The sequence below is a fragment of the Aeromonas fluvialis genome, assembly GCF_000819885.1.
Taxonomy (GTDB): domain Bacteria; phylum Pseudomonadota; class Gammaproteobacteria; order Enterobacterales; family Aeromonadaceae; genus Aeromonas; species Aeromonas fluvialis.
In genome coordinates, this window is sequence record NZ_CDBO01000070.1 from 1 (window position 1) to 18,087 (window position 18,087).

Sequence of the window (18,087 nt, forward strand, 5' to 3'; positions counted from 1 at the left end):
GTGTTGTAGCCAGCGTAATTGCTTAATCTTTGGCTTACATAAATAAAGCAAAGCCCCTATAATAGGGGCTTTCTTGTGTAGGGGCGTAGTTCGAATTGGTAGAACAGCGGTCTCCAAAACCGATGGTTGCGGGTTCGAGTCCTGCCGCCCCTGCCATATACCTCGTCTCGTACGGGGCTTTTGTGTCTTTGGTTACGTCAGATACAGGTGGGTTGTATGAGTGTTAGTACTGAGAGCCAGGGCGGAAGCAAGGATACCCTGCTGTGGGGCCTGGTTTTCATTATCCTGGCGGCCGCTGTAGTGGGTAATTACCTGCTCAACGATGTGAACGCTGCCGTCCGCGCCCTGGGTGTGGTCGTTGTCATTGCTGCTGCTGGTGCAGTGGCCCTGCAAACCACCAAGGGAAAGGCAACACTGGCATTTGCCCGTGAGTCTCGCCTGGAAGTCCGCAAGGTCGTGTGGCCAACCCGTCAGGAAGCCATTCAGACAACCCTGATTGTGCTGGCGGTGACCGCCGTGATGGGTTTGTTACTGTTCGTTCTGGACGGTGCCTTGGTATGGTTGGTCAACCTGATTACCGGTGTGTAAGGATAAGCCATGACTGAACAACGTGAACAACGTATGAGATGGTATGTCGTGCAGGCGTTTTCCGGCTATGAAGGCCGTGTAGCCAAGTCCCTGCGCGAGCATATCAAGATGCATGGCATGGAAGACATGTTCGGTGAAGTCCTGGTCCCGACCGAAGAAGTGGTCGAGATGCGTGCAGGCCAGAAGCGCAAGAGTGAGCGCAAGTTTTTCCCGGGCTATGTCCTGGTCCAGATGGTCATGGATGAAACCACATGGCACCTGGTACGCAATGTGCCGCGTGTAATGGGTTTTATCGGTGGTACCTCCGACCGCCCGGCACCGATCTCCGATAAAGAGGCCGATGCCATCCTGAACCGTCTGCAGGATGCCCACGACAAGCCGCGTCCGAAAACCCTGTTTGAACCGGGTGAAATGGTGCGGGTTGCCGATGGTCCGTTTGCCGACTTCAACGGTACCGTTGAAGAGGTCGATTATGAGAAGAGCCGCGTGAAGGTCTCGGTACTGATCTTCGGTCGCTCTACTCCTGTTGAACTGGATTTTGGTCAGGTCGAAAAGGGCTGATTGAATTCTGTACGTTTAACGGTTGTCAGGGGCAGCGAATATCTCTATAATTCTCTGCCCCTTTATTAGTTGGGGAGCCGTTTGCAGGAGCAAGTCTCCGAGGCGCTAGAACCCATTTTTGAGGTATTTTCCTAATGGCTAAGAAAGTCACAGCTTATATCAAGCTGCAGGTTGCTGCTGGTGCAGCCAACCCGTCCCCTCCCGTTGGTCCTGCACTGGGTCAACACGGTGTTAACATCATGGAATTCTGTAAGGCGTTCAACGCTCGTACAGAGAAGCTGGAAAAAGGTTCACCGACTCCGGTCGTGATCACCGTTTACAGTGACCGTTCCTTCACCTTCGAAACCAAGACTCCGCCTGCTTCCTTCCTGCTGAAGAAAGCTGCCGGTATCAAGTCTGGTTCTGCCAAGCCGAACAAAGACAAGGTTGGTAAGGTGACCGTAGCCCAGCTGCAAGAAATCGCCAAGACCAAAGAACCGGATATGACCGGTGCCGATCTGGATGCAAAAGTACGTTGCATCGCAGGCTCCGCTCGTTCCATGGGTCTGGTAGTGGAGGATTAAGACAATGGCTAAACTTTCCAAGCGTATGCGCGTTATTCGCGAAAAAGTTGACGGTACCAAAGAGTACTCCATCAACGAAGCCATTGCCCTGCTGAAAGAACTGGCTACTGCCAAGTTCGTTGAAAGCGTTGACGTTGCTGTCAACCTGGGTATCGACGCTCGTAAATCTGACCAGAACGTACGTGGTGCAACTGTACTGCCGCACGGTACCGGTCGTGATGTACGCGTTGCCGTATTTACTCAAGGCGCCAACGCCGAAGCAGCGAAAGCTGCCGGTGCTGACCTGGTAGGTATGGATGACCTGGCCGAGCTGGTCAAGAAAGGCGAAATGAACTTCGACGTCGTTATCGCATCCCCGGATGCCATGCGCGTTGTTGGTCAACTGGGTCAAATCCTGGGCCCGCGCGGCCTGATGCCGAACCCGAAAGTGGGTACTGTAACTCCTAACGTTGCTGAAGCGGTCAAGAACGCCAAAGCGGGTCAGGTTCGTTACCGTAACGACAAGAATGGTATCATCCATACCACTCTGGGTAAGGTTTCTTTCGACGAAGTTCAGCTGAAAGAAAACTTGGAAGCTCTGCTGGTTGCCCTGAAAAAAGGCAAGCCCTCTTCCGCCAAAGGCGTATTCATCAAGAAAGTCAGCATCTCCACCACCATGGGTGCCGGTGTTGCTGTAGACCAAGCTTCTCTGGAAGCTCAGGCCTAATTGATGGGTTTTACAAGGCGCAAAATTTAATCTATAATTTTGCGCCTTGATTGGTTGGGGGTTTCGACCTCCGTCCAAGACCGCAGGTGGCTGCAAAGCCTTAATGTTTCCTGCGTAGACGGTGCCGGAAACCCAGCGAGAAAGTTTCTTTCTCTTCTGGAATCCTGCTACCGCATCGTTCCCCTCTGTTGTAAAGGTAGGGGGGATGTGTCTGTACTGGGTCAATAGACCCGGATTCAATCCAGGAGTTAAGCCAATGGCATTGGGACTCGAAGACAAAAAGGCAATTGTTGCTGAAGTCAACGAAGCTGCCAAAGGCGCTCTGTCTGCAGTTGTAGCCGATTCACGCGGTGTGACTGTAGATAAGATGACCGTCCTGCGTAAAACCGCTCGCGAAGCTGGTGTGTACATGCGCGTTGTGCGTAACACCCTGCTGCGTCGTGCAGTTGAAGGTACCGAATTCGAGTGCCTGAACAACGCATTTACCGGTCCGACCTTGATTGCTTTCTCTAACGAACACCCGGGCGCTGCCGCTCGTCTGTTCAAAGAGTTTGCCAAAGCGAACCAAAAGTTCGAAATCAAGGCTGGCGCTTTTAACGGTGAGTTTATCGCCGCAGCACAAATTGATCGTCTGGCTACGCTGCCGACCTACGACGAAGCGATTGCGAAGTTGATGGCTACTATGAAAGAAGCCTCTGCTGGCAAGCTGGTTCGTACCATCGCTGCTGTGCGTGATCAGAAGCAAGCTGCTGCTTGATTCTCGCCTAACTAGGCTGTTTGAGTTTATTCAACATCAGGAATTTTTGTCATGTCTATCACTAAAGACCAAATCATCGAAGCCGTTGCTTCCATGTCTGTAATGGAAGTTGTTGAGCTGATCGAAGCTATGGAAGAGAAGTTCGGTGTTTCTGCCGCTGTTGCTGTTGCTGCCGGTCCGGCCGCTGAAGCAGTAGAAGAGAAGACCGAGTTTGACGTAGTTCTGACCGCTGCTGGCGCCAACAAAGTTGCCGTCATCAAAGCCGTTCGTGGCGCTACCGGTCTGGGCCTGAAAGAAGCCAAAGATCTGGTTGAAGCTGCCCCGGCTAACCTGAAAGAAGGCGTGTCCAAGGACGAAGCCGAAGCTCTGAAGAAGCAGCTTGAAGAAGCTGGTGCTTCTGTTGAGATCAAATAATCTGCATTTATGTAGATTAGCCTGATAAAACAGGCTAGGGCTGGTGAATATTTGTTCACCAGCCTTTTTGCGCTGTAGACTGAGAGCATTTCACACCGTTTACGACTCTCGGTGCACCAGCAATCCGGACTGTTTCCATTCGTCCGGGCCAACATAAAACGGTGTTGAGACAGAGCTGTCCCGCGGGACAGAGTGGGTCACTTATCAGCGAGCTGAGGAACCCTATGGTTTACTCTTATACCGAAAAAAAACGCATTCGTAAGGACTTCGGTAAGCGAGACCAGGTACTGGACACGCCTTATCTGTTGTCCATTCAGCTGGACTCCTTCAAGCAGTTCATCGAGGCTGACCCGGAAGGTGAATATGGCCTAGAGGCCGCTTTCCGTAGCGTTTTCCCGATCACCAGTTACTCCGGTAGTGCTGAGCTTCAGTATGTCAGCTATCGCCTGGGTGAGCCGGTATTTGACGTAAAAGAATGCCAGATCCGTGGAGTGACCTACTCCGCGCCGCTGCGTGTCAAGCTTCGTATGGTTCTGTACGACCGTGAAGCAGCTGCCGGCACCGTCAAAGACATCAAGGAACAAGAAGTATACATGGGCGAAATTCCGCTCATGACCGAGAACGGCACCTTTGTAATCAATGGTACCGAGCGGGTTATCGTTTCCCAGCTGCACCGCAGCCCGGGCGTCTTCTTTGACCACGATAAAGGCAAAACTCATTCATCCGGTAAGGTACTGTATAACGCCCGCGTTATCCCCTACCGTGGTTCCTGGCTGGACTTCGAGTTCGATGCAAAAGACAACCTGTTTGTCCGTATCGACCGTCGTCGCAAACTGCCAGCATCCATTATTCTGCGCGCCCTGGACTTCACTTCCGAACAGGTCCTGGCCACCTTCTTTGAGACCATCGGTTTTGAAGTAAAAGATGGCAAGTTGATGATGGATCTGGTGCCGGAGCGTCTGCGTGGTGAAACTGCGACCTTTGACATCGTGGCCAATGGCGCCGTGGTGGTTGAGACCGGTCGTCGTGTGACTGCGCGTCACATCCGTCAGTTGGAAAAAGACGCCGTTACCCAGATTGAGGTACCGGTTGAGTATGTTGTTGGCAAAGTTGCTGCCAAGGACTACGCACATCCGCAAACTGGCGAGATGGTCGTGACCGCCAACCAGGCTTTGAGTCTGGAAGCGATCGCCAACCTGTCCCAGGCCGGCTTCAAGCACTTCGAGGTTCTGTTCACCAACGAACTGGATCACGGTGCCTACATGTCCGAGACCCTGCGTGTCGACTCCAGCTCCAACCGTTTGGAAGCGCTGGTCGAGATCTATCGCATGATGCGTCCGGGCGAGCCGCCTACTCGCGAAGCTGCAGAACAGCTGTTCGAAAACCTGTTCTTCTCCGCCGAGCGTTACGACCTGTCTACCGTAGGTCGGATGAAGTTCAACCGCCGTCTGGGTCGTGAAGACGAGACTGGCGCTGGCGTACTGACCAAAGACGACATCGTTGAAGTCATGAAGCGCCTGATCGACATCCGTAACGGTAACGACGAAGTGGACGATATCGACCACTTGGGTAACCGTCGTATCCGTTCTGTCGGTGAAATGGCTGAAAACCAGTTCCGCGTCGGTCTGGTGCGTGTCGAGCGTGCGGTCAAGGAGCGTCTCTCCCTGGGCGACCTGGACACCCTGATGCCGCAGGATCTGATCAACGCCAAGCCGATCTCCGCCGCAGTCAAAGAGTTCTTTGGTTCCAGCCAGCTGTCCCAGTTTATGGACCAGAACAACCCGCTCTCTGAAGTGACCCACAAGCGCCGTATCTCTGCGCTGGGCCCGGGCGGTTTGACCCGTGAGCGTGCCGGCTTTGAAGTTCGAGACGTACACCCGACCCACTACGGTCGTCTGTGTCCCATCGAGACTCCTGAAGGTCCGAACATCGGTCTGATCAACTCCCTGTCCGTGTACTCTCGTACCAACGAGTACGGTTTCCTCGAGACCCCGTACCGCAAGGTCATTGACGGTGTGATCACCGATGAAGTGGACTACTTGTCCGCTATCGAAGAAGGCAAGTACGTGATCGCACAGGCTAACGCCGCGACCACCGAAGATGGCCGTCTGAAAGATGAATTGATCCCGTGCCGTCACAAAGGTGAATCCACCTTTATGAACGCCGACCAGATCCAGTATATGGACGTGAGCCCGCAGCAGATCGTATCTGTGGCAGCCGCTCTGATCCCGTTCCTGGAACACGATGACGCGAACCGCGCATTGATGGGTTCAAACATGCAACGTCAGGCTGTACCGACTCTGCGTGCTGACAAGCCGCTGGTAGGTACCGGTATGGAACGCGCTGTGGCCGTTGACTCCGGTGTAACCGTAGTGGCCAAGCGTGGCGGCGTCATCGACTATGTTGATGCTTCCCGTATCGTCCTGAAGGTCAATGAAGATGAGCTGATGCCAGGCGAAGCCGGTATCGATATCTACAGCCTGACCAAGTACACCCGTTCCAACCAGAACACCTGTATCAACCAGCGTCCTTGCGTGATGTTGGGTGAGCCGGTCATGGCTGGCGACGTACTGGCTGACGGCCCGTCCACCGATCTGGGTGAACTGGCACTGGGCCAGAACATGCGCGTCGCGTTCATGCCGTGGAACGGTTACAACTTCGAAGACTCGATCCTGGTGAACGAGCGTGTTGTTCAGGAAGATCGCCTGACCACCATCCATATCCAGGAACTGGCCTGTATCTCCCGTGACACCAAGCTGGGTCCGGAAGAGATCACTGCCGACATCCCGAACGTGGGTGAAGCCGCGCTGTCCAAGCTGGACGAGTCCGGTATCGTCTACGTGGGTGCCGAAGTGAAGGGCGGCGACATTCTGGTTGGTAAGGTAACCCCGAAAGGTGAAACCCAGCTGACGCCGGAAGAGAAGCTGCTGCGCGCCATCTTCGGTGAGAAGGCCTCCGATGTGAAGGACTCCTCCCTGCGTGTGCCGAACGGTGTGTACGGTACCGTGGTTGACGTGCAAGTCTTTACCCGCGACGGCGTGGAAAAAGACAAGCGCGCCAAAGAAATCGAAGAGATGCAGCTGAAGGAAGCGAAGAAGGACTTGACCGAAGAGTTCAAGATCCTGGAAGACGGCATTTTCGGCCGCTCCCGCAACCTGCTGCTGGCCGCCGGTTACAGCGAAGATCGTCTGAACAAGCTCGATCGCTCCAAATGGTTTGAACTGGCCATCGAAGACGAAGGCAAGCAGACCGAACTGGAACAGATTGCTGAACAGCACATCGAGCTGAAAGCCGAGTTCGACAAGAAATTCGAGAACAAGCGTCGCAAGATTATCCAGGGTGATGATCTGGCGCCGGGCGTACTGAAAATCGTCAAGGTTTATCTGGCAGTCAAGCGTCGCATCCAGCCGGGTGACAAGATGGCGGGCCGTCACGGTAACAAGGGTGTTATCTCCAAGATCTGTCCGGTCGAGGATATGCCTCATGACGAGTTCGGCCGTCCGGTCGACATCGTACTGAACCCGTTGGGCGTTCCATCCCGTATGAACATCGGTCAGATCCTCGAAGTGCACCTGGGCCTTGCTGCCAAGGGTATCGGCGAGAAGATCGATCGCATGGTCAAAGAGCAGCGCGAGCTGCACGAGATGCGTAACTTCCTGCAACAGGTCTATGACCTGGGCGAGAAGGACACCCAGCAAGTGAACATCGCCGAACTGTCTGACGACGACGTACGTACCCTGGTGGGTAACCTGCGTAAGGGTCTGCCGGTCGCTACACCAGTGTTTGATGGTGCCAAAGAGCGCGAAATCAAAGCCCTGCTGAAGCTGGCCGATCTGCCGGAGTCCGGTCAGATTGACTTGTTCGATGGCCGTACTGGTAACCGCTTCGAGCGTAAGGTAACCGTTGGTTACATGTACATGCTCAAGCTGAACCACTTGGTTGACGACAAGATGCACGCGCGTTCTACCGGTTCTTACAGCCTGGTAACCCAGCAGCCGCTGGGTGGTAAGGCACAGTTCGGTGGTCAGCGTTTCGGTGAGATGGAAGTGTGGGCCCTGGAGGCTTACGGTGCGGCATATACTCTGCAGGAAATGCTGACCGTCAAGTCTGACGATGTGAATGGCCGTACCAAGATGTATAAGAACATCGTGGATGGCGACCACCGTATGGAGCCGGGCATGCCCGAATCCTTCAACGTATTGCTGAAGGAAATCCGCTCTCTGGGTATCAACATCGAGCTGGACGAAGAGTAAGAGCTCGCTCTTATTGTTCGAGAATTGACGTGGGCGCCCCGCTGTTTTGGCAGTAGGGGCGCCGAGGTTAGACTCCTGACAGGGGAAACACGTGAAAGACTTACTCAAGTTTTTGAAGGCTCAGACCAAGACCGAAGAGTTTGACAGTATCAAGATCGGTCTGGCCTCTCCTGACATGATCCGCTCCTGGTCATTCGGTGAGGTCAAAAAGCCTGAGACCATCAACTACCGGACTTTCAAGCCGGAACGTGATGGTCTGTTCTGCGCCCGTATCTTCGGACCGGTGAAGGACTACGAGTGTCTGTGCGGCAAGTACAAGCGCCTGAAACACCGTGGTGTGATCTGTGAGAAGTGCGGCGTTGAAGTGACCCAGACCAAGGTCCGTCGTGAGCGTATGGGCCACATCGAGCTGGCCAGCCCGACTGCCCACATTTGGTTCCTGAAGTCCCTGCCGTCCCGTATCGGTCTGCTGCTGGACATGACCCTGCGCGACATCGAGCGCGTGCTCTACTTCGAATCTTTCGTCGTTATCGAGCCTGGCATGACCAACCTCGAACGCAGCCAGATGCTCTCTGAAGAGCAGTACCTGGATGCGCTGGAAGAGTGGGGCGACGAATTTGACGCCAAGATGGGTGCCGAAGCAATCCTGGCATTGCTGCGTGCTATCGATCTGGAAGGTGAAGTCAAAACCATGCGTGAGGAGCTGGATCAAACCAACTCCGAGACCAAGCGCAAGAAGACTACCAAGCGTCTGAAGCTGATGGAAGCTTTCCTGCAGTCCGGCAACAAGCCGGAGTGGATGATCATGACAGTGCTGCCTGTGCTGCCGCCGGATCTGCGTCCGTTGGTACCACTGGACGGCGGCCGTTTCGCGACGTCCGATCTGAACGATCTGTATCGTCGCGTGATCAACCGTAACAACCGCTTGAAGCGTCTGCTGGACCTGGCGGCTCCGGACATCATTGTGCGCAACGAAAAGCGTATGCTGCAAGAGTCCGTCGATGCGCTGCTGGATAACGGCCGTCGCGGTCGTGCCATCACCGGTTCCAACAAGCGCCCGCTGAAATCCCTGGCCGACATGATCAAGGGTAAGCAAGGTCGTTTCCGTCAAAACCTGCTGGGTAAGCGTGTCGACTACTCTGGTCGTTCCGTTATCACCGTAGGCCCGACTCTGCGTCTGCATCAGTGCGGTCTGCCGAAGAAGATGGCGCTGGAACTGTTCAAGCCGTTCATCTATGGCAAGCTGGAAACCCGCGGTCTGGCGACCACTATCAAGGCCGCCAAGAAGATGGTGGAGCGTGAAGAAGCTGTCGTTTGGGATATCTTGGACGAAGTGATCCGCGAGCACCCGGTTCTGTTGAACCGTGCACCGACACTGCACCGTCTGGGTATCCAGGCATTCGAGCCGACCCTGGTCGAAGGCAAGGCAATCCAGCTGCACCCGCTGGTTTGTGCTGCGTATAACGCGGACTTCGATGGTGACCAGATGGCGGTCCACGTACCGCTGACCCTGGAAGCCCAGCTGGAAGCGCGTGCGCTGATGATGTCTACCAACAACATCCTGTCGCCTGCCTCCGGTGAACCGATCATCGTTCCTTCTCAGGACGTGGTCTTGGGTCTGTACTACATGACCCGTGCCCGTATCAACGCCAAAGGCGAAGGTATGGTGCTGGCCGGCCCGAAAGAAGCCGAGAAAGTATATCGCGCCGGTCTGGCCGATCTGCATGCTCGTGTGAAAGTACGCATTACCGAATACCTGCGTCAGGAAGACGGTTCCCTGCGTGAACACACCGAGATGAAGAACACCACCGTTGGTCGTGCGATCCTGAGCCTGATCCTGCCGAAAGGCATGGAATACGCCCTGATAGACGAGCCGAAGGTGCTGACTGCTGCAGAGCAAGCTGACCTGGACGCCAATCCGCAGAACTGGATCAAATCCGTATCCAACAAGGCGCTGGGCAAAAAGCTCATCTCCCGTCTGCTGAACACCTGCTATCGCAAGCAGGGCCTGAAGGACACCGTTATCTTCGCTGACCAGCTGATGTATACCGGTTTCCACTACGCGGCCCTGTCCGGTGCTTCCGTTGGTATCGATGACATGGTCATCCCGGACGCCAAGAAAGAGATCATTGCAGCTGCCGAAGCCGAAGTTGCCGAGATCCAGGACCAGTTCCTGTCCGGTCTGGTGACAGCGGGCGAGCGTTACAACAAGGTTATCGATATCTGGGCCAGCGCCAACGAGCGCGTCTCCAAGGCCATGATGGAGAACTTGTCCAAAGAGCGTAACGTCAACTCGCTGGGTGAAGAAGAAGAGCAGGCATCGTTCAACAGCATCTTTATGATGGCCGACTCTGGTGCGCGTGGTTCCGCTGCCCAGATCCGTCAGCTGGCCGGTATGCGTGGCCTGATGGCCAAGCCGGATGGCTCCATCATCGAGACCCCGATCATCGCGAACTTCCGCGAAGGTCTGAACGTACTGCAGTACTTTATCTCTACTCACGGTGCTCGTAAGGGTCTGGCGGATACTGCACTGAAGACTGCGAACTCTGGTTACCTGACTCGTCGTCTGGTTGATGTGGCGCAAGACATGGTCATCACCGAGGACGATTGTGGCACTACCGAAGGTCTGTGGATGACTCCGCTGATCGAGGGTGGCGACGTGGTCGAGCCGCTGCGTGAGCGCGTGCTGGGTCGTGTGGTGGCAGAAGATGTCATCAAGCCGGGTACCGAGGACGAGATCCTGGTTGCTCGCAACACCCTGCTCGACGAGCAGCTGTGTGACCTGCTGGAGCGCAACTCTGTTGACCGCGTGAAGGTCCGTTCTGCCATCACCTGTGAAACTGACTTCGGTAACTGTGCTCACTGCTACGGCCGTGATCTGGCCCGTGGTCACCTGGTTAACAAGGGTGAGGCTGTCGGTGTTATCGCCGCCCAGTCCATCGGTGAACCGGGTACCCAGCTGACGATGCGTACCTTCCACATCGGTGGTGCTGCATCTCGTGCCGCTGCTGAAAGCAGCATCCAGGTCAAGAACACCGGTAGCATCAAGCTGCAGAACGCCAAGTTCGTTCACAACAGCGAAGACAAGCTGGTTATCACCTCCCGTTCTACCGAACTGACCATCATGGACGACATGGGCCGTACCAAGGAAAGCCACAAGCTGCCTTACGGTTCCGTGCTGGAAGTGAAGGATGGCCAGGCTGTGAACGCTGGCGAGACCGTTGCCAACTGGGATCCGCACACCCACCCGATCATCACCGAAGTGGCAGGTCGTCTGCAGTTTGAACACATGATCGATGGTGTGACCATCACTCGTCAGACCGACGAGCTGACCGGTCTCTCTTCTATCGTCGTGCTGGATGTCAACGAGCGTCCGAGTGCCGGTAAAGAGATGCGTCCGACCGTTAAACTGGTCGACCTGAACGGTAAAGACGTGATGATCCCGGGTACCGATGTAGCCGCCCAGTACTTCCTGCCGGGCAAGGCGATCGTCAACCTGGAAGATGGTGCCAACGTGGGTGTGGGTGACGCGGTAGCGCGTATCCCGCAAGAATCCGGCGGTACCAAGGACATCACCGGTGGTCTGCCGCGCGTTGCGGATCTGTTCGAAGCACGCCAACCGAAGGAACCGGCAATTCTGGCCGAGATCTCCGGTACCATCTCCTTCGGGAAAGAGACCAAGGGCAAGCGCCGCCTGGTCATCACCCCGACCGATGGTGGCAACGTCTACGAAGAGATGATTCCGAAGTGGCGTAACCTGAACGTGTTCGAAGGGGAAAAAGTTGAGAAGGGTGAAGTGCTGGCGGACGGTCCTGAGTCTGCTCATGACATCCTGCGTCTGCGCGGTATCAGCCCGGTCGCCAACTACATTGCCAACGAAGTGCAGGACGTTTACCGTCTGCAAGGCGTTAAGATCAACGACAAGCACATCGAAGTCATCGTTCGTCAGATGCTGCGCAAGTGCGAGATCCTGAGCGCTGGCGATACCGATCTGATCGAAGGCGAACAGGTTGAAGTTGCTCGTGTGAAGATTGCCAACCGTAAGCTGGTTGCCGAGGGCAAGACCCCCGCGACCTTCCGTCATGTACTGATGGGTATTACCAAGGCATCTCTGAGCACCGAGTCCTTCATCTCCGCGGCTTCTTTCCAGGAAACCACTCGCGTTCTGACCGAAGCCGCCGTTGGTGGCAAGCGTGATGAACTGCGTGGTCTGAAAGAGAACGTCATCGTGGGTCGTCTGATCCCGGCTGGTACCGGCTTTGCCTACCACCATAGCCGGATCAACCAGCGTGCCGCAGCAGCTCGTGCTGTTGGTACCCCGCAGGTGACCGCCGATGAAGCTCAGCAGAACCTGGCGGATCTGCTGAACGCAGCCGGTAGCTTCGACGAAGAGTAACTCGTCATCAGTGATTAAAAAGGGCTCCTCAAGGAGCCCTTTTTGTTGGCCAATTCCTCGGTAAAGGTAGACGCCGTGCGGGTTTCAGGATGATCCAGAGCAAAGTTGTAGAGTAAAAAATCAAAAAAAGTTGACTTTACTCCCCTGCAATTTAAAACTCGGGAAAGTTGAATGGTTATTACAGGGGTAGAACATGACTGTCGGTATCGAGGAAGCTATGCTTCCCGAAGAACAGCTGATCAGCCGCACTTTTACAGATGAAGACAGGGAATTGTTGCGCTCATACGATGGGCTCATCGATGGCTTGGCCGAATTGTTCGGTAAGCATTGTGAAGTGGTACTCCACTCCCTAGAGAATCTGCACGAGTCGGTGATCAAGATCGCCAACGGATTCAATACCGGACGCACCCTTGGGGCGCCCATCACCGATCTGGCTTTGCGCATGCTCAAGGATATCGAGAGCACCGGTCAGGATTATACCCAGAGCTATTTTGCGCGCAGCCGCACCGGTGCGCTGATGAAGTCGAGCACCATCGCCATTCGCAATAGCGAGCGGCAGGTAGTCGGACTTATCTGCATCAACCTGCATATCAATGCACCTTTCCACGAGTTTGTGGCCGAATTTTTCCCGACGCCCCAACAGGCGGCGCGCCAGTCACCAGAGACCTTCGCCAACAGTGTGGAAGAGCTGGTTGCCCAGACGGTGGACAACACCATCGACGAGATCAACCGTGACCCCACAGTGGCCAACAATGCCAAGAACCGCTTTATCGTGACCCAGTTGTTCGAGAAGGGGATTTTCGATATCAAGGATTCGATCAATTTGGTGGCGGATAAACTCAATATTTCAAAACATACCGTTTATCTTTACATCCGACAGCGCAAGCAGGGTGAAGACGAGAACGAGTAAATCATTGCAGAAGGGGATAGATGAATGGCTAAAGAAGTGATTGCAACCGACAAGGCGCCTGCCGCGATTGGTCCGTATGTTCAGGCGACCAAGGTTGGCGAAATGATCTTCACCTCCGGGCAGATCCCGCTCGATCCTGCCACCATGGAAATCGTGGCTGGCGGCATCGAAGAGCAGGCCGAGCGCGTGATGAAGAATCTGGTCGCCGTGTTGCACGCTGCCGGTGCCGATGCCTGCAAAGTGGTCAAAACCACCTGCTTCCTGAGCGACATGAATAACTTCGTTGCCTTCAATCAGGTCTATGCCCGCTACTTTGGCGATGTGGCACCAGCCCGCTCCTGCGTGGAAGTGGCCCGTCTGCCGAAAGATGTGCTGGTTGAGGTCGAGGCGATTGCCCACCTCTGATTAACAGATCGCATCAAGCCCCTCCTGGCAGGGGCTTTTTTGTTTTTGGCGTAAAATGGACCTGGTTAGCACAGGAGTCCTGCTATGAGTCTGAATTTTGCCATCCTGGTCACTGGGCCTGCCTATGGCACCCAGTCAGCCAGCACCGCCTATCGTTTTGCCCGCGCCCTGCTGGCGCAGGGGCATACCTTGTCCCATCTTTTCTTCTATCAGGATGGGGTCTGCAACGGCAACGGTTTGCATCTGCCTGCATCCGACGAGACCGACCTGGTACGCCTGTGGCGAGAGTTGGCACAAGAGCAGGGGATACGCATCGATGTCTGTGTCGCTGCTGCCATGCGCCGCGGAGTGCTCGATGAGCAGGAGGCCAAAGGGGCAGGGCAGACGCACTTCAATCTGCAGGCGCCATTTTGCCTCAGTGGCCTTGGTCAGTTGGCCGAGGCGGCGCTCACGGCCGATCGACTGGTTCAGTTTTAGGGAGTGACCATGAGCAAGAAAATCGCCTTTATCTGCCGTCGCGCCCCCCATGGCCATGCCGCTGGTCGGGAAGGACTGGACGCCCTGCTGGCCACCTCGGCCATGACCGATGAGCTGGCCCTCTTCCTGATTGGGGACGGCGTGCTGCAACTGCTCAAGGAGCAGCAGCCGGCGCCCATTTTGCAACGCCACTACGCGCCCACCTTCAAAATGCTGGAACTCTACGACATAGAAGAGGTCTATGTGTGTGCTGACTCGCTGGCAGAGCGTGGCGTGACCGTGGATGATCTGCTGATCCCGGTCGAGAGTCTGCCGCGCCAGGAGCTGGCTCGGCGCTGGGCACAATGTTCGACTCACATCAGTTTTTGAGGTCTCCATGTTGCATCTGATATTGCACTCCCCCTTTCAGAGTCAAGCCCTCGCTGAGGCGCTCTCATACTGCCAGCCAGAAGATGAGTTTGTGCTGATGCAGGATGCCGTGATTGCGGCGTCGGCCCCTCAATGGTGTGAGCGGTTGGCGGGTATCCCGCTGTATGTGATGCAGGAAGACCTGCAAGCTCGCGGTTTGCATCATCGGGTGGGCAATGCGCTCGATATGGCGGGTCTGGTGGCACTGATTGCGCAAAAAGGTTCCCCGCGTACCTGGGGTGGCTGAGAAACACATTTTCAAGATAATTCAAGGTGATGTCATGAAATCAAACGGATCCGAATTGCCCTTTTGTGACGCAAATTGTATAAATCTTGACTCCCCAGACAACAGGGCATAAAATTTCGCGTCCCCGTATCTGCGGGGAGGATTTTCCACACGTTTATGAAGTCATTATCAGGAGCCTTTTGATGGCAACTATTAACCAGTTGGTTCGCAAACCACGCATCAAGCTCGTTGTGAAAAGCAACGTGCCGGCGCTGGAAGCGTGCCCTCAGAAGCGTGGCGTATGCACTCGTGTATATACCACCACCCCGAAGAAGCCTAACTCTGCACTGCGTAAAGTATGCCGTGTGCGTCTGACCAACGGCTTCGAAGTCACCTCCTACATCGGTGGTGAAGGTCACAACCTGCAAGAGCACTCTGTTGTTCTGATCCGTGGCGGTCGTGTAAAAGACTTGCCAGGTGTTCGTTATCACACCGTTCGTGGTGCGTTGGACTGTGCCGGTGTTAAAGACCGTAAGCAGGCTCGCTCCAAGTATGGCGTGAAGCGTCCTAAAGCTTAATGGTTCTCCGTTAAGTAAGGCCAAACGTTAATTCGTTTCTAGTTAGATAGCTTTCTAGTTTTGGGTAATCCCTGAAGTTACGGAGAATTTGAAATGCCAAGACGTCGTGTTGTTGGTCAGCGTAAAATCCTGCCAGATCCCAAGTTCGGATCAGAGCTGCTGGCTAAATTTGTCAACGTAGTAATGGTTGACGGTAAGAAATCTGTTGCAGAAGCCATCGTTTATGGCGCCCTGGACATCATTGCCACCAAATCTGGCAAAGAGCACCTGGCCCTGTTCGAAGTCGCTCTGGATAACATTCGTCCGGCGGTCGAGGTTAAATCTCGTCGCGTCGGTGGTGCAACCTATCAGGTACCGGTAGAAGTTCGTCCGGTTCGTCGCAATGCTCTGGCAATGCGCTGGTTGGTTGACGCCGCTCGTAAACGTGGTGAAAAATCAATGGCTCAGCGTCTGGCTGGCGAGCTGCTGGATGCCGCTGACAATAAGGGTTCGTCTGTCAAGAAACGTGAAGACGTTCACCGTATGGCTGAAGCGAACAAAGCCTTCGCTCACTTCCGCTGGTAATCCGCTTGCGCAGAGTCTCTTGGCTCTGCGCACCTTTAATTATCTAGGGACAAGCGCCTTAGTAAGAGGATGACAATGGCTCGTACAACCCCCATTGAGCGTTATCGTAACATCGGTATCTCCGCTCACATTGACGCCGGTAAGACTACTACTACCGAGCGCGTACTGTTTTACACCGGTGTAAGTCACAAGATCGGTGAAGTTCACGATGGCGCTGCCACCATGGACTGGATGGAACAGGAACAAGAGCGTGGTATCACTATCACCTCCGCCGCGACCACCGCTTTCTGGTCCGGTATGGGCAAACAGTATCAACCGCACCGTATCAACATCATCGATACCCCGGGCCACGTTGACTTTACTATCGAAGTAGAGCGTTCAATGCGTGTTCTGGACGGCGCCGTGATGGTGTACTGTGCCGTAGGTGGCGTACAGCCACAGTCTGAGACCGTATGGCGTCAGGCTAACAAGTACAAGGTTCCCCGTATCGCGTTCGTCAACAAGATGGACCGTACCGGTGCCAACTTCCTGCGCTGCGTTGAGCATATCAAGACCCGTCTGAAAGGCACTCCGGTTCCCCTTCAGCTGAACATTGGCGCCGAAGAGAACTTCAAGGGCGTTGTTGACCTGGTCAAGATGAAAGCCATCAACTGGAGCGAAGCTGACCAGGGCGTATCCTTCGATTACGAAGACGTTCCGGCTGAGCTGCTGGAACAGGCGCAAGCAATGCGCATGGATCTGGTTGAGGCCGCCGCTGAAGCGTCTGAAGACCTGATGGAAAAATACCTGGGCGGCGAAGAGCTGACCGAGGAAGAGATCAAGACTGCTCTGCGTCAGCGTGTGCTGAACAACGAAATCATCCTGGTAACCTGTGGCTCCGCGTTCAAGAACAAGGGCGTACAGGCAATGCTGGATGCCGTTGTTGACTATCTGCCGGCTCCGACCGACGTAGCAGCTATCGACGGCCTGAAAATGGACGGCGAGACCAAAGACGAGCGTCATGCTTCTGATGACGAGCCGTTCTCTGCGCTGGCGTTCAAGATCGCTACCGACCCGTTCGTTGGTAACCTGACCTTCTTCCGCGTCTACTCCGGTGTGGTTAACTCCGGTGACACCGTGCTGAACTCCGTCAAGGACAAGCGCGAGCGTTTTGGCCGTATCGTTCAGATGCACGCCAACAAGCGCGAAGAGATCAAAGAAGTTCGCGCTGGTGATATCGCGGCTGCCATCGGTCTGAAAGACGTGACCACTGGTGACACCCTGTGTGACCAGAGCGCCCCGATCATCCTCGAGCGTATGGAATTCCCGGAGCCGGTAATTTCTATCGCGGTTGAGCCGAAAACCAAGGCTGACCAAGAGAAGATGGGTCTGGCTCTGGGCCGTCTGGCTCAGGAAGATCCGTCCTTCCGCGTATGGACTGACGAAGAGTCAGGTCAAACCATCATCGCCGGTATGGGTGAGCTGCACCTGGACATCATCGTTGACCGTATGCGTCGCGAGTTCAAGGTTGAAGCGAACGTAGGTAAGCCGCAGGTTGCCTACCGTGAAACCATTCGTAACACCGTCAAGGATATCGAAGGTAAGCACGCCAAGCAGTCTGGTGGTCGTGGTCAGTACGGTCACGTTGTGATCGACATGTACCCGCTGGAAGAAGGCAAAGCCTACGAATTCGTCAACGACATCAAAGGTGGTGTCATTCCTGGTGAATTCATCCCGGGTGTTGATAAAGGTATCCGCGAGCAGCTCAAATCTGGTCCGCTGGCTGGTTACCCGGTTATGGATCTGGGTGTGCGTCTGCACTTCGGTTCTTACCACGATGTCGACTCTTCCGAACTGGCGTTCAAAATCGCTGCTTCCATGGCCTTTAAGGCTGGCTTCATGAAAGCCAACCCGGTTCTGCTTGAGCCGATCATGAAAGTAGAAGTTGAAACTCCGGAAGATTACATGGGCGACGTTATCGGTGACCTGAACCGTCGTCGTGGCCTGATCGAAGGTATGGAAGATGGCCCGTCCGGCAAGATCGTTCGTGCTCTGGTGCCGCTGGCCGAAATGTTCGGTTATGCAACTGCACTGCGTTCCGCTACCCAGGGTCGCGCTTCCTACGCCATGGAATTCGCCAAGTATCACGATGCACCGACCAACGTTGCACAAGCCGTGATCGAAGAGCGCAAATCCAAGTAATTTAAGATTCCCCGCCTACGACGGTAGGCGGGTTTAACCTAGAAGGACTACGTCGTGTCTAAAGAAAAATTTGAGCGTAACAAACCGCACGTTAACGTGG

16 protein-coding genes and 1 tRNA gene are annotated in these 18,087 nt (G+C 54.9%); all 17 read left to right on the top strand.

The window, feature by feature from the left end; translation table 11 throughout:
- Positions 1 to 79: 79 nt before the first annotated feature.
- Positions 80 to 156: transfer RNA gene (locus tag BN1125_RS15725), tRNA-Trp, on the top strand.
- 60 nt (positions 157 to 216) lie between these two features.
- Positions 217 to 588, top strand: a complete 372-nt coding sequence (gene secE, locus BN1125_RS15730; RefSeq protein ID WP_042013386.1) for a preprotein translocase subunit SecE — start codon at positions 217 to 219, stop codon at positions 586 to 588.
- 9 nt (positions 589 to 597) lie between these two features.
- Entirely contained in the window at positions 598 to 1,149 is a 552-nt protein-coding gene (nusG, locus tag BN1125_RS15735) for a transcription termination/antitermination protein NusG (protein WP_042013387.1), read from the top strand.
- Positions 1,150 to 1,283: 134 nt separating this feature from the next.
- Positions 1,284 to 1,712 carry a 50S ribosomal protein L11 gene (rplK, locus tag BN1125_RS15740; protein ID WP_026456244.1) on the top strand — a complete coding sequence of 143 codons (429 nt, stop codon included), beginning with the start codon at positions 1,284 to 1,286 and terminating at the stop codon, positions 1,710 to 1,712.
- A gap of 4 nt (positions 1,713 to 1,716) precedes the next feature.
- A complete protein-coding gene (gene rplA, locus BN1125_RS15745) occupies positions 1,717 to 2,418 on the top strand; it encodes a 50S ribosomal protein L1 (RefSeq protein WP_042013389.1) in 702 nt (233 codons plus the stop codon).
- Positions 2,419 to 2,674: 256 nt separating this feature from the next.
- Entirely contained in the window at positions 2,675 to 3,175 is a 501-nt protein-coding gene (gene rplJ, locus BN1125_RS15750; protein WP_033135317.1) for a 50S ribosomal protein L10, read from the top strand.
- Positions 3,176 to 3,226: 51 nt separating this feature from the next.
- Positions 3,227 to 3,589 carry a 50S ribosomal protein L7/L12 gene (rplL, locus tag BN1125_RS15755; protein WP_033135318.1) on the top strand — a complete coding sequence of 121 codons (363 nt, stop codon included), beginning with the start codon at positions 3,227 to 3,229 and terminating at the stop codon, positions 3,587 to 3,589.
- A gap of 224 nt (positions 3,590 to 3,813) precedes the next feature.
- Positions 3,814 to 7,842 carry a DNA-directed RNA polymerase subunit beta gene (rpoB, locus tag BN1125_RS15760; protein WP_084202331.1) on the top strand — a complete coding sequence of 1,343 codons (4,029 nt, stop codon included), beginning with the start codon at positions 3,814 to 3,816 and terminating at the stop codon, positions 7,840 to 7,842.
- Between the two features lie 91 nt (positions 7,843 to 7,933).
- Positions 7,934 to 12,238: a DNA-directed RNA polymerase subunit beta' gene (gene rpoC / locus BN1125_RS15765; protein ID WP_042013390.1), complete on the top strand. Its 4,305-nt coding sequence runs from the start codon at positions 7,934 to 7,936 to the stop codon at positions 12,236 to 12,238.
- A gap of 193 nt (positions 12,239 to 12,431) precedes the next feature.
- Positions 12,432 to 13,148, top strand: a complete 717-nt coding sequence (locus tag BN1125_RS15770) for a helix-turn-helix transcriptional regulator (RefSeq protein ID WP_005339902.1) — start codon at positions 12,432 to 12,434, stop codon at positions 13,146 to 13,148.
- Positions 13,149 to 13,172: 24 nt separating this feature from the next.
- Entirely contained in the window at positions 13,173 to 13,553 is a 381-nt protein-coding gene (locus BN1125_RS15775; RefSeq protein ID WP_042013391.1) for a RidA family protein, read from the top strand.
- An 84-nt stretch (positions 13,554 to 13,637) separates the two neighbouring features.
- Entirely contained in the window at positions 13,638 to 14,030 is a 393-nt protein-coding gene (tusD, locus tag BN1125_RS15780) for a sulfurtransferase complex subunit TusD (protein ID WP_042013392.1), read from the top strand.
- A 9-nt stretch (positions 14,031 to 14,039) separates the two neighbouring features.
- Positions 14,040 to 14,399 (top strand): sulfurtransferase complex subunit TusC, encoded by a 360-nt coding sequence (gene tusC / locus BN1125_RS15785; protein ID WP_042013393.1) that lies wholly within the window; start codon positions 14,040 to 14,042, stop codon positions 14,397 to 14,399.
- A 7-nt stretch (positions 14,400 to 14,406) separates the two neighbouring features.
- Positions 14,407 to 14,685 (top strand): sulfurtransferase complex subunit TusB, encoded by a 279-nt coding sequence (gene tusB / locus BN1125_RS15790; protein ID WP_042013394.1) that lies wholly within the window; start codon positions 14,407 to 14,409, stop codon positions 14,683 to 14,685.
- Positions 14,686 to 14,867: 182 nt separating this feature from the next.
- On the top strand, positions 14,868 to 15,242 hold the full coding sequence (gene rpsL / locus BN1125_RS18715) for a 30S ribosomal protein S12 (RefSeq protein ID WP_005306278.1): 375 nt from the start codon (positions 14,868 to 14,870) through the stop codon (positions 15,240 to 15,242).
- A gap of 93 nt (positions 15,243 to 15,335) precedes the next feature.
- Entirely contained in the window at positions 15,336 to 15,806 is a 471-nt protein-coding gene (gene rpsG, locus BN1125_RS15800; protein ID WP_010675949.1) for a 30S ribosomal protein S7, read from the top strand.
- A 75-nt stretch (positions 15,807 to 15,881) separates the two neighbouring features.
- Complete coding sequence (gene fusA / locus BN1125_RS15805; protein WP_042013395.1) at positions 15,882 to 17,987, top strand: elongation factor G; 2,106 nt, start codon at positions 15,882 to 15,884, stop codon at positions 17,985 to 17,987.
- Positions 17,988 to 18,087 lie beyond the last annotated feature (100 nt).